Source organism: Paenibacillus sp. P4_A9, assembly GCF_056402415.1.
In genome coordinates this window covers 1-12,307 of the sequence record NZ_JBFUHL010000099.1, presented here as the reverse complement: position 1 = coordinate 12,307, position 12,307 = coordinate 1, and the positions used below count along the sequence as shown (strand labels likewise).

General features: G+C 42.5%; 13 protein-coding genes and 1 pseudogene. 8 read left to right on the top strand and 6 right to left on the bottom strand.

Annotation, left to right across the window (positions count from 1 at the left end; genetic code table 11):
* The 7 genes and pseudogenes from AC1DVJ_RS28375 to AC1DVJ_RS28345 all read left to right on the top strand — a co-directional run.
* Window positions 1-696: molybdopterin-dependent oxidoreductase (locus tag AC1DVJ_RS28375; protein ID WP_477595785.1), on the top strand; the 696-nt coding region annotated here is incomplete at its 5' end.
* Window positions 697-827: 131 nt separating this feature from the next.
* Window positions 828-1,010: a hypothetical protein gene (locus AC1DVJ_RS28370; RefSeq protein ID WP_477595783.1), complete on the top strand. Its 183-nt coding sequence runs from the start codon at window positions 828-830 to the stop codon at window positions 1,008-1,010.
* A 116-nt stretch (window positions 1,011-1,126) separates the two neighbouring features.
* Window positions 1,127-1,521, top strand: a pseudogene (locus tag AC1DVJ_RS28365) ((R)-mandelonitrile lyase).
* Window positions 1,522-1,932: 411 nt separating this feature from the next.
* Window positions 1,933-3,834 (top strand): glucosidase family protein, encoded by a 1,902-nt coding sequence (locus tag AC1DVJ_RS28360; protein ID WP_477595781.1) that lies wholly within the window; start codon window positions 1,933-1,935, stop codon window positions 3,832-3,834.
* Between the two features lie 97 nt (window positions 3,835-3,931).
* Window positions 3,932-4,594 carry a protein kinase family protein gene (locus AC1DVJ_RS28355; RefSeq protein ID WP_477595779.1) on the top strand — a complete coding sequence of 221 codons (663 nt, stop codon included), beginning with the start codon at window positions 3,932-3,934 and terminating at the stop codon, window positions 4,592-4,594.
* A gap of 191 nt (window positions 4,595-4,785) precedes the next feature.
* Window positions 4,786-5,508: a DNA polymerase beta superfamily protein gene (locus tag AC1DVJ_RS28350; protein ID WP_477595787.1), complete on the top strand. Its 723-nt coding sequence runs from the start codon at window positions 4,786-4,788 to the stop codon at window positions 5,506-5,508.
* 152 nt (window positions 5,509-5,660) lie between these two features.
* Window positions 5,661-5,969, top strand: a complete 309-nt coding sequence (locus tag AC1DVJ_RS28345) for a hypothetical protein (protein ID WP_477595777.1) — start codon at window positions 5,661-5,663, stop codon at window positions 5,967-5,969.
* A gap of 379 nt (window positions 5,970-6,348) precedes the next feature.
* Here the strand turns inward: AC1DVJ_RS28345 and AC1DVJ_RS28340 are convergent, their stop codons facing one another.
* The 6 genes from AC1DVJ_RS28340 to AC1DVJ_RS28315 form a co-directional block, all read right to left on the bottom strand.
* Complete coding sequence (locus tag AC1DVJ_RS28340; protein WP_477595775.1) at window positions 6,349-7,398, bottom strand: YeiH family protein; 1,050 nt, start codon at window positions 7,396-7,398, stop codon at window positions 6,349-6,351.
* A 40-nt stretch (window positions 7,399-7,438) separates the two neighbouring features.
* Window positions 7,439-8,230 (bottom strand): FadR/GntR family transcriptional regulator, encoded by a 792-nt coding sequence (locus AC1DVJ_RS28335; protein WP_477595773.1) that lies wholly within the window; start codon window positions 8,228-8,230, stop codon window positions 7,439-7,441.
* 202 nt (window positions 8,231-8,432) lie between these two features.
* Complete coding sequence (locus AC1DVJ_RS28330; RefSeq protein WP_477595771.1) at window positions 8,433-9,590, bottom strand: UxaA family hydrolase; 1,158 nt, start codon at window positions 9,588-9,590, stop codon at window positions 8,433-8,435.
* A 3-nt stretch (window positions 9,591-9,593) separates the two neighbouring features.
* Window positions 9,594-9,872, bottom strand: a complete 279-nt coding sequence (locus tag AC1DVJ_RS28325) for a UxaA family hydrolase (protein ID WP_477595769.1) — start codon at window positions 9,870-9,872, stop codon at window positions 9,594-9,596.
* 114 nt (window positions 9,873-9,986) lie between these two features.
* Window positions 9,987-10,772, bottom strand: a complete 786-nt coding sequence (locus AC1DVJ_RS28320) for a sulfite exporter TauE/SafE family protein (RefSeq protein ID WP_477595767.1) — start codon at window positions 10,770-10,772, stop codon at window positions 9,987-9,989.
* A gap of 33 nt (window positions 10,773-10,805) precedes the next feature.
* Window positions 10,806-11,552: a GntR family transcriptional regulator gene (locus AC1DVJ_RS28315; RefSeq protein WP_477595765.1), complete on the bottom strand. Its 747-nt coding sequence runs from the start codon at window positions 11,550-11,552 to the stop codon at window positions 10,806-10,808.
* A 121-nt stretch (window positions 11,553-11,673) separates the two neighbouring features.
* Between AC1DVJ_RS28315 and AC1DVJ_RS28310 the strand changes: the two genes are divergently transcribed.
* A partial coding sequence (locus AC1DVJ_RS28310; protein WP_477595763.1) for a succinate dehydrogenase/fumarate reductase iron-sulfur subunit occupies window positions 11,674-12,307 on the top strand: 634 nt, incomplete at its 3' end.

The window sequence follows — 12,307 nt, the reverse complement described above, 5'->3', positions numbered from 1 at the left end:
ATCCTCGAGGCTGCTGAAATCTTAAGTGATGCGGAAGAGGTTGTTTTTGATGGTATGGATTCAGGACAGCGTACAGATATGACAGGTACCTTTGTTTATTCGAGAAGTTTGCCAAAGGTAAAGGCTATGCATCCTGATACTATCGTAGCGCTATTTATGAATGGTAATCCTCTACCTTATAAACATGGATATCCTGCAAGGTTAATCGTTCCGGGTTGGTATGGCATGGCGTCGGTTAAATGGCTTCATAGAATGGTCATCTCTGATCATCCTTTTCAAGGGCCGTTTCAAAAGATTGACTATGTGATCAAGTCTTCAGATTACAATCAAACACCCAGACCGGTAACAACCATGAAAGTAAATTCCAGCATTGTTCAACCAATTGATCAAGCAGTTTTAAGAAAGGGTGTGCACCACGTGTTTGGAGTTGCTTGGTCGGGTGAGGACCCAGTCGTGGAGATTCAAATAAGTTTGAATGAAGAAGACACATGGAACTCTGCAACTTGGTTAGATCCTGAAGTACGATATAGCTGGCGGAGATGGACTTGGACATGGGACGTCTTAGAAGCAGGAACATATCAACTTAATTCGAAAGCTACTGATTTAAGTGGGAGAACACAGCCTTTACATGCGGAGGCGAACGTAAAGGGATATGAGAACAATTCCATTCATCAGATACAAGTGTATGTGGAGTAAGCACGTCTTATAAGTTGTCGAAAAAACACCGCCAAACCACCTTCATGTTTACTACTCGTGTATAAGAGAAGGGAATAACGTCATAATATAGCTGGAATTCCATTTTTTGAAAAAGGGAGGACAAATATACGATGACATCGAGTAGAGGACATCAAGGAGCTCATGGCTCTAGTCAAATTGTAAAGCAACTGAACAATCAAGCAGAAGCCGCCGAGCAAATTCGAGGAAGTAATAATGTCGATCAAGCAATCAATGCAACCTCAAACGAACAAAGTTCAGAGCTAGATGAAATATTTAATAATGATAACGATTAGCCAAAGAGTAAATAGTTCCTAAAAACACATACTATTGACGTTTCCAATTTCCAATTACACGAGACCACCTGAATTAATTTTACAAGCCATCTTATCTAGAAACAGAGGAATTTAAAATGGATATCAGAAGAGTTGGATCTCAGCCTTCAGGCAAAGGTCCGTCAGACTATTTTACCGGAACAGTTCGCATGATCCGCTGTTTGAAGCAGCCGATCCCGCACGCGTAGCTGGGGCTAGCGTTACGTTCGAGCCCGGCGCACGGACAGCATGGCATACTCATCCGCTGGGTCAGACGTTGATCGTAACGGCAGGCTTAGGACGGGTTCAACGATTGGGCGGTCCGATCGAGGAAATTCGTCCTGGTGATGTGATCTGGTTCCCGCCGGGCGAGAAACATTGGCATGGAGCTTCTCCTACGACAGCTATGACCCATATAGCTATTCAAGAACGGCTAGACGGCAAGGCCGTCGAGTGGATGGAAAAAGTCAGTGAAGATCAATACCAGTTGTGACTAAAAAATAAAGACTGATGGAACGTACATTGTTCCAGCCAGTCTTTTTTTATCACGTCCAGCTTGTAGTGTCGATTGAGCTTGACTAATCATTGCTTGTGCTTGTGCTATTTCATTTGATGCTTGCTTTAGAGCTTCTTCACAAAGTATATCGCGGCTGGAGCTGCAGCTGAGCGGCTCGGAGTACGGGCTGATCGCAGAAGGAGACAAGGGAAGATATCCTCAAGGTTTCTGGAAGGAAAATCAAACTGTTGAAAGAATATATTAAGGATTATATCGAGATAGGAATATGAATTCAATTATGGAAGCGCTTTAAATAGTAATTCAGCCAGGCATTGTTCCTAATTCACTATTTGAAGATGCTGACCTTTGGAACATTGTAAAAAACTAATCACGAGATGAGCTGATAAGATGTCCGAAATTTCCGAGATAGAAATAAAAGAACATTTTCCTCGGGGCATTATTCAATCTATAAAGGCTGAATCATTGATTGAGGCTCCGCCTTCATGGTATGTCATTGCAGGTGAACAAGGCGTGATCGAGCTGTATTTTAGCTATGGGCCTTCCTATGTCCTGCAAAAAACAAATGATTGGTACGTATTGCCCATGGAAGAAGGAAGTACAGATCTAGAGGGGAATTCAATCGCCTGGGTTTTACCTGAAAATATAGACTCTTTAGATGCCTCATGGTTAATTAAAGCAGAAGGAACGATCCGGATCACGGCCCTTGATAAGCAAGGAATCTTGGTACATATTTCAGCTGAAAATTGTCAGTTGATTCCGTATGAGAGCAGGCCTCATTCCGACTGTTTTGGCGACCGATACACGTTTGATTTTGAGCATGGTGAAGCGCTTGGAAAGACGTTGGCAGCTTTTTATTGGGGGACCATGCTTCCTTCCGTAGTTGAACGAACGAGAGCCGCTGCCTATCCGGAGTCTAATGGCTTCGTTCTGAGCACCTTAATGAAGCATGCTTACGCGGGTACTTACCCTGACGTGGATCACGAATTCCAAATAAAAGGGAGAATGGCTTGGGGTAATCAACTTGATGCGGCTGTTATTCGTCGAATGATGGAACTTCAGCTTAAGCTTATGAAGGAAGATCCCGAAAGATTGTGGAGAAATCCATGCGCCGTTCAACCAGATGGAACAAGGGAGTATCATGTGCGGCGTAGCTCAATGGATGGCAAAACAAATGCTAACATGTTCCTCATAACTGGAAACGTAGAGATCTTGGAGTCAGCATGGCTATATATAAGTTTAACGAAGGATAAAGAATGGCTCAGCRCCCATATTGAAGAACTTGAAGGAGCGGCAAGTGGAATCGAAGACTATATTGACCGTCATGGTCGTCTCTGGTCGGATGTATATTACGAGGATCAGGTAATGAAAGATGGGCGGGAATCGTTAGCAACTGCGCTTGCTGCCTATTCGTTAAAGTTACTTGGAAGATTAGAGCAATATATACAACGTGAAGACAAGGCTGAGTTTTACAATCAAATAGCCAAACAGTTGTCTGAAGTTTTGGTCGAGCCCTTGCCAAACGGATATTGGGATCCGCAAAATCGCCGTTTTGTCGATTGGGTTGATCGAAGCGGGGTTGTACACGATCATATCCATTTATTGGCTAATATATTGCCGGTTATGTTCGGATATTCGACCCTAGAACAAGAAGAAGCTGTCATGTCATTAATGAATGCTAAACGAAATGAGTTCCAGCGGTTTCCTAGCTTTGTTGCAGCTGAAATCGAGCAATATACCTTGTCCGAATTAGGAGATGGCGGTCCTTATGACTTATGCGCAGCAGGGCGTTATTGGTGCTGGGATGCAGCTTACTGGTCATGGAGAAAAGATGGCGATTTGTTAAGCCGACAATTGCTACAGGTTATGGAGCAGGCTGGTAAAGACGGATATATCATGGGAGAACGCTATGATATGAACCATGTCTATTATATCGACGACAAGAATTGGCACGGCGCTGGCCATTACTACGAGTATCCATGTGTATTTTCTTGGGTATTGCTTCATGAATATGTAGGCATACGTTTCTCCTTGGAGGCCGATTTGAGGATAGAGCCTAAGTTGCAAACGTATGGACGCGTTGAATTGCAGCAATCGCTTTTTCAGGTGTCCTACGAGTACACTTCTGAAGGGTTTACCTTGACGAATAGATCTGATTCGAAGCGAGTATTCGAGGTAGAACTTTCCGCGCTTTACCCTAACTCTACATGTAGGACGATAAGCCTTGCTGCCGGGGAACAGATGTATTTTCCACATATAACAGAGGGGGGCTACGATAGGCCCAGATCCTAATGTCATTTTGGATGAATGTGCAGGGTAATTTTGTTCTAGCATATTACTAGAAATTTTTGTATAATACCACAAAGTATTAGATGGGGGTGACAGGTGCGTGCAGAAGAGCTGGATCGAAGTAATTGAAGCACAATTGCTTCCGAATTTGCAGCTTGCCAGTGAGCGGTCGTATGACCCGATCGTCGTTTATAGTGTCCCTGAGCCGTGGCAGCTTATCGGAGCTGGTAATTATGCGGCTGTACTGGTGCATCCAAGCTATCAGGATATGGTTGTGAAGGTGTACGCGCCGGGGCGGCCAGGCTTAGAGGATGAAAAAGAAATATATCGACGGCTGGGGAGGCACGCAGCTTATTCCGAATGCCTCCATACGGGTGATTCTTATCTCGTACTGCGCCGACTAACGGGCGTTACGCTATATCAATGTGTGTTGCGAGGCATCCCGATTTCGCGTCAAGTGCTGCACGATATCGATGAAGCGTTGAAGTATGCGGTTAGCCGGGGACTGACACCGCATGATGTGCATGGCAAAAATGTGATGCAGCATAACGGCCGAGGCTTAGTCGTCGACGTATCGGATTTCTTGAAAGAAGACGATTGCTCGATGTGGGACGATTTGAAGCGCGCCTACGATCGCTTTTATTTCCCATGGCTGCGTAGGCTGCCGTTCCCGGAACTCGTGCTGCACCTTGTACGCCGAGGCTACCGGAAATACCGCAGATGGGCACGAACTTCGAGTGAGTTGCACAAGAAAAGTATGTAAAATGATTTATACCGCAAACTCGGCATGTGAAGTATCGCATGCTGGGATTAGCGGTTTTTTTCTTTCCATATTCGTAAGGAAAGTACTTCTTAAACAAATAATTAGCAAGTATTTATTCCAAGGAAGATATAAAATAAGTAAAAATAATAAAAAAGAAATGCATTTCCACAAAAAGAAGGAGGTAATCAGTTCTGAAGGCACATGGTAGAGAAGTTGTATTTAAGGCGTTATCAGGAAGCATTAACAGAAATCTTAATGATGATAAATCCGATAGAGATATAAAGTTGTTTGTATTGCCAACATTTGAAGATTTATATAATGGAGTGGTATATAAAAACTTTATTACTTCAGAAACGGAAGATGTCGAAATCCACGATGTTAGAAAGTTGGAGAAATTACTATATAATTCGAACTTAACATTCTTAGAGTTGCTCTATTCTGTAGAAATTGAGACATTTAATATACATGAAGTAAGTAGCATAATTGAAATGAGAGATGAAATTTCAACGATCAACTTAAAGAATTTATACAATAGCTGTTATGGTATGTACCACGGACAGATGAAGGATTTGCACAAACCTAATTCTGACTTACAGAGAGAAATTATTGACTTATACGGATATAACACCAAAAAAGCAATGATGTCGTTTCATTTTTTGAAGTTTATTATCCGATTTTATGAAACTGGATTTACAGATTTTGCTTCATCCATTTATTATGAAAACTCTGAACGAGAGTTCATGCTGAATATTAAACAGGGTGGGCTAACATATGAGCAATTTTCTGGCTTAATCAAAGCTACAGAACAACATGTAAAAGATCTAGAGCCGCATTATGGAATACATACTGCAAATGAAGATACAAATAAGAAGCTACAGTGTTTACTAAGGAAATTGGTGAGACATAGTTTATAAGAGAACCGAAAGTAATTTTCAAATACTGATGCTGAAACCATTTTTCCGCAAGAATGTAGAGATTCGCAAAAAAATCCATTTGGGAATTCATAGTTGACTCAATAGGCACAAAAATAAATGAGTGAGAATAAAATGTATCTATGTAGGTGAAAATGGTTAAAAAGGAAATTGAGGGTGTACAAATGAGACAACGAAATGATGAAATGATGATCCATGAAAATGACGCAATTTTAGCAGAAATAACACTTAAGCATATCCGTCAAGGAAGTTACGAATTAAAGGCATTTTCAGAAGCTGCCGAGCGTATTGGAAGCAGTATCAGCGCGTGTTCATTCAGATGGAATTGTATAGTTAGACAAGGACATGAAGAGGCAATTAATACTGCTAAAGCAGAACGAATACAACAAAGAAATAGCGTGCGAAATAAAGCAGGATATTTATATCTGATAAGAAATCGATGATCCTAAATTAATGATTAAAAAGCCACTTGCCAAGGTGGCTTTTTCGTCGTACAAAATAGGAAATTGTTAGTACCAACATGTCCATCATTCGTTTAGTTGATTGACAAAATTTAAAATTACATGTATTATTAATACAAGTAAACCAATCGGAATTAAATCGAATGTGAGGATGATTGCTATGTTTTTACTTAAAGAAATTATATGCAGTGTTTTGTTGTGCGTCGCATTCCTTTGTTATTTTAAGGAGTTTAAGCAAGGTGATTGGCGGTCTGACGGGAATTAAGTAAAAGTGAGCAGTTCAAAAACAAAAAAACGGCATACCATCAGATTGACGGCTACCGTTACTGTCGAACACCATTTATAATATAGATGAAAAGAACTAGTAAAAAACGGATATAAGTACCTGCCCCAGTATTGTCAACGCAACAAATCCCACAATAGCCATAACAATCGTGTTTCTTCCTACCTTTTTAAAATCAGTCATGTTGATACTCAGTCCAAGTCCTGCCATTGCAATAGACATTAAGAAAACGCTTGCCGCAATCAAGAAGTGAATAATCGACGAAGGCAGTAGGCCTGTCGTGTTTACCAAACTCATTGCTAAAAAGCCGAAGATGAACCAAGGAACGGGTAACTTTCTCCAACTCTTTTTATCCGTTTCTGTTCGCTCATCGTTACGGTAGAAGTAACTCAATATAAGAGCAACAGGGATCAGAAGAGCCACTCTGCCGAGCTTGACTAGAATAGCTGTCTCACTACTTATATCTCCGCCAGGAACGCCAGCTGCTATGACATGTGCCAATTCATGCAATGTAGAACCTGCAAAAACTCCGTAAGTATAAGGATCAAGTCCTAAATAGGGGTATAAGAAAATATAAAAAACAGCACCTATAGTACCCAAAATTGCTATGCAAGCGACAGAAATAGCCGTTTGTTCTTTTTTCGCGCCTATTAATGGTGCAACAGCGACAATGGCAGCCGCGCCGCAAACCGCGGTTCCAACGGCAATCAAAACTCCTAACGTCTTATCCACGCGTAACCATTTAGTCAAGAAGATCATGATAGTCAAAGTAAATGCAATCACGATCATGTCGATCAAAACGACTCGCATTCCAGCATTCAAAATTTGATTTAAATTTAAGCGAACTCCCATCAAAATAATTCCTGCCCGAAGTAAAAACTTGCTGCTGAATGTTATGCCGATACTGGCACCTACAGGGATATCCATCACGGATTTCCATAGGACACCCAACATGATGGAAATAATCATAATTCCCATAATGGAAAAGAATGGAGCTTCTGCAATGCGGCCCGCCAAAACAGCGAGAGTCGCCGTCAAAGCGATGCCTTTTAGAGGCTTTTTCCAACTGGCCATTTCACTTATAGCGGTTGTTCCGAGAGGACCCGGCTGTGCATTAGGAATCTGCAAACTAACATCTCCCATCGCCAAATTTCATTCTACTAATTAACTAGAGCGGCTTCACAGTAATGTCAGATGGCTCTTCGCTTTCATCCTTTAAGTTGACTGGTATTCCTGCTAGTTCTAGTTCAAGGAGAAGAGTTCTTTCGACACTGCTAAGATGTTCGAACATTCTCGAGCGCGCCAGCTTTGCGTTTCGATCTTTAATGGCCTCTGCAATAAGCATGTGTTCCTTCAGGGATTGCTCGACCCGCCCCGGAATTTTCATGGATTGCATCCTGCTTTCCCGCAGTAAATCAATCAAATTGGTCATGACCCGCATAACAACTTCATTACCTGCTGCTTCAGCGACTGTCAGGTGGAACTGTTGATCGGATTCGGACAGAAACTTATCACGTTCTTCTTTGGTTTGAAACTGTTGCTGCACGATGACTTTATTATAACAATCACGTGTCGTTTCGTAGATTTGGTCCAAGAAGTCAGATGTTCCCCGCTTAGCCGCTTTGGCGGCGCTCTCCGTTTCAATCATCTTTCTAACTTCGAACAATTCATAAATCGTGTCGGTCTGTAGAAACAAAAAGGAGGCTAAATTGTCAAGACGCGCGCTTTGATCTGCAACAAAAACGCCATGACCCTGGCGTATGTTAAGTAAATTCATGGCTGATAAAATTTTAAATGCTTCCCGAATGGTAGGCCGACTAACATTCATCATCTCCGCCAATTCACGTTCAGAAGGAAGCTTATCACCCGGCTTAAGCTGACCGGAAGCGAGAAGTTCATGGATATGTTCGACCACTTTGCGTGAAAATGTTTTACGTTCCTCATTAATCGATTTAAACACTCGAATTAACCTTCTTTCTCTTAACCCTGTACAAGGGACAGACTTAACTTCGTGAATGAACGGATCCATTATAGCAAAATAGTGATCTTAAGACATCCATTACACGATATCGGAAGGATGAAGCTCACAAATACATGTATAGTTGGATACCTCGGAGGGCATCCAACTATGATGAATTGCTGCGTATTTGAACTCAAGTGTCTTAAGCGCTTCTATACAGCTTGGTCATAACGAATTCTTTATGTCCAAGCGCTTCTGCTGCAGTCAAACGGCCGTTTACAACACGGCAAAGGTAATCCATCAGCAGATCGCCTGCTTCAGTCAAATTGATCTCACGGGATAACAAACCACTACAATCAACGTCGATATGTTCGCTCATTGTGTTAACTGTTTTTGGATTTGCTGTAACTTTAATTACGGGTTCAATCGGATTGCCGATAATGTTGCCTTGACCTGTAGGGAAGAAGTGGAGTACCGCTCCACCAGCAGCCATCAATGTAATGCACTCTGCGGCTGCGGACGAAGTATCCATAAAGTAGAGACCAGGCCCGTTTTGCGGCATTTCGCCAGGCTCAAGTGCACCAATTACTGGTTTAATACCAGTTTTCTCGATATTACCTAGTGCTTTTTCCTCGATCGTCGACAATCCACCGGCAATGTTGCCTTGCGTTGGTTGTGAACCGAGAAGATCAACACCTTGGGATTTAATTTCAGTAATGTAATCGTCGTAAATGGCCATAAATTTCTGGCGGACTTCAGGAGTAGCGCAACGATCAGCAATTAGATGCTCGCCGCCTGTCAACTCAGAAGTTTCGCCGAAGAATACAGTTGCACCGGCATCGACCAAACGGTCAACGGCTTGCCCGACAGTAGGACAAGAACCTAGTCCAGTTGTCGTATCGGACTCACCACATTTAATGCTAACCTTTAATTCGCTTAATTCGATAGGTTCGCGCTGCAATTCGGAAGCCCATTGAACGAATTCTTTTGCTTTCCAAGAAGCTTGGCGAATGATCTCCAGATCGCCTGTTCCTTCGATGGAGAAGGAGGCAACTGGCTTTCCGGTTTTGGCAATACCATCAGCAATAACTTTCGTCCAATTCGGCTCAATGCCGATGACGATAACTGCAGCTACGTTTGCGTTAGAACCTGTACCGATCATAGTGCGGAAATGAAGCTCAAGGTCTTTCCCATATTGAAGGCGCCCGTAAGCGTGGGGAAGGGACATCACACCCTGGATGTTGCGAGCTACCGCTTCACAAGCCGTATTAGAAATATCGTCTACTGGAAGAATGATTACATGATTGCGAATACCTACATCGCCGTTTTCTCTACGATAACCATATAGTTGTTTTGTCATTTTCTACCACCTCAGTGTTTTGATATTGTGGGTATGAACATAATCACCGATTTTAAATCCGTTTGGAGCATATCCGATTGGCAAGCCGTATTCTAGCACATGACCTTTTGGAGCCAATTCGGCAATGGACACTTTGTGACCGAGTGGGATGGAGCTATTGGCTGTGACCTCAATGGTTGACTCGTCATCCATAAAGACGCCGATTATTCTCTCGCCGGATTCGATGTCAGACGTAGCCACGCCGACATGATCTCCTTGTTTGTGAATTAGAAACTTGTGCATCGTATAAGCCTCCTTGAAGATTTTTTTGGTACCTATCATTCGTGTAATAGGTAAGTGGTATTACCAATTATGAGTTCAGTATAATCTGACAATTCGGTTTTGACAATAACAATTTTAAAATTTTGGTAAGAGTCCATAATTACTAAATACACCAGCCCAAATCTTGAGCGAAACAAGAATAATCGCAACAGCCATAATGGCATGTAGAGATTTATTTTTCATCCTTTTCCCGAGTCGTGATCCGATTAGTCCGCCAGGAACCGCACCTATGGCTAAAATTAACCCTTCGAGCCACGGGAAGCCTGTTCCAGCAGTTCCAAACATTTTTCCAATAAGGGCACCGATCACAAGAAGTAATCCAACCGCAAGTCCAGTACCTACTGCTGTTCTAGATTCGATTTTAAATAGATTTATCATAACGGGTAAAAATAAAAAACCAGCTCCTAAACCAAATAAACCACCTAATAAACCGATACCGAGGCCTAAACAAATAGCCCATGTTTGGTTGCGGTACGGGGTGGAGTTCGCTTCAACCCGCCGCAAAAACATGGAGGCCGTTGCAATCAGGGCAAGTATTGCAAAAATAGCTGTCAGCAGATCATGGCTCATCTGTTCCGATAAAGCGCTGCCTATAGCTCCGCCAATCAATGAGGGAGGTCCCATATATCGAATCATGTACCTATCAATGAGACGGCTTCTCCAATAAGTAACCAGTCCCGAGCTTGAGGAAAAAAGAGTCTGCACGATGACCATCCCAGCTATCATATGCATGCTGTATTCCTGTCCGAACAAAGGAGGGGTGAGCAGCAATAAAAAAGTGAGAATTAACCCTCCTCCAACTGATATCAGCCCCGTTAAAATGCCACCGATTAATCCAATGAGAATCAAAGCAAATGACATGTCATCCAACTCCTCATTAGGTGCTTATTTGTCCTATTTTCTAATCCCATCAACCAAGAAGGAATTACCCGGTACATTCATGTTCAATTCACATAAGTCAGACCGCAAATAAAGCTTGATATGCTCGATGGGCTGCTCCTCTGCGGTGAAGCTAGTTCGCGACAACTGGAGCAATGGATCTTTGGCCGGAATTTTCAAGAGTTCAGCTTGTTCTTTATTGGCAGAAAGGGATCGAATGGTTAGGCTAGCATTTTTCAAAGAGTATCCTCCATGCTTAGTGAGCAATGTGTAGCCGGCATTTTGTTCAGCCAATTGCCAGGTTACGGTGGAAGCTAGACTCACTGGCAAATACATGAGACTGAAACCAAAAATCTCTTCGTCGCGGTAGTATATCCTTTTTAGGAAAAGGGATTGTGTAAACTGTTCCCCTAAAATGCTCACAACATCATCCGGTGTATCGGTAACCTTCATTTCAAGAAGCTTGGGTACAAGATCTTTTTGCAAGAAAGAATCATAGAACGCTTCCATGCCGCCTAACTCTTGTTTAAGCATCGGACCAATGACGAAAGTTCCTTTTCCTTGCTTTCTGACAACTAATCCTTTTTCGTGCAAAATTTCAATGGCCTGACGGGAAGTCATACGACTTACATTGTACGTTTCCATCAGCTCTGCTTCAGTAGGAATTTTCTGATCAGGTTGAAGCTCTCCCAATTGTATGGCAGATTCGAGAATGGCTGCTATTTGAGCATACATGCTGATGTGGCTAGCGCGATCTATCATGAAAATAAGCCTCCTAATCTGAAAATTAATGATTGACGAATCGTTCTATAACATTATAATACATATTATAACGATTGAGTACAATGGGTTAACGAAAAGATTTTGAAATGGGGGAATCCTTGTGGCAGATGTCAAAATCAAAGTGCTTCGCTATCATCCAGATGTCGATACGGAGGCGAGGTATGACTCATATACCGTGGATGCGAAAGAGAATATGACGGTATTGGATGCACTATTTATTATTCTTACCGAACAGGATCAAACGATTTCATTTCGCTGTTCCTGCCGTCTCGGCATGTGCGGTTCCTGCGGAATGATCATGAATAATAAAGAAGGACTCGCTTGCCGGACGAAAATTGCGAAGCTTGGTTCGGAGATTACCGTGCGTCCTCTACGGAATTTGCCGATCATCAAAGATCTCGCCGTGAATATGGATCCATTCTTTAAACAGTGGCAGCGGATCAAACCTTATTTTGTTCCAACTGCCGAAGCGGAAAAAGACTTTGCCGTGATTCCCCCAGATTCGGACAGCCGTGAAATTATTGATCAAAACATAGACTGTATTACTTGTGGAGCCTGTTACTCAGCTTGTACTTTAGTATCTTTAGACGATAGCTACATCGGTCCTGCCGCATTAAATCGAGCCTACACGCTTGTAGCAGATGAACGGGATCAAGGCACCGGACAACGGATGGAAGTGGCTGCAAGTGAGGATGGCGTTCTCCGTTGTCATACCCTTTTCAATTGCATGGAAG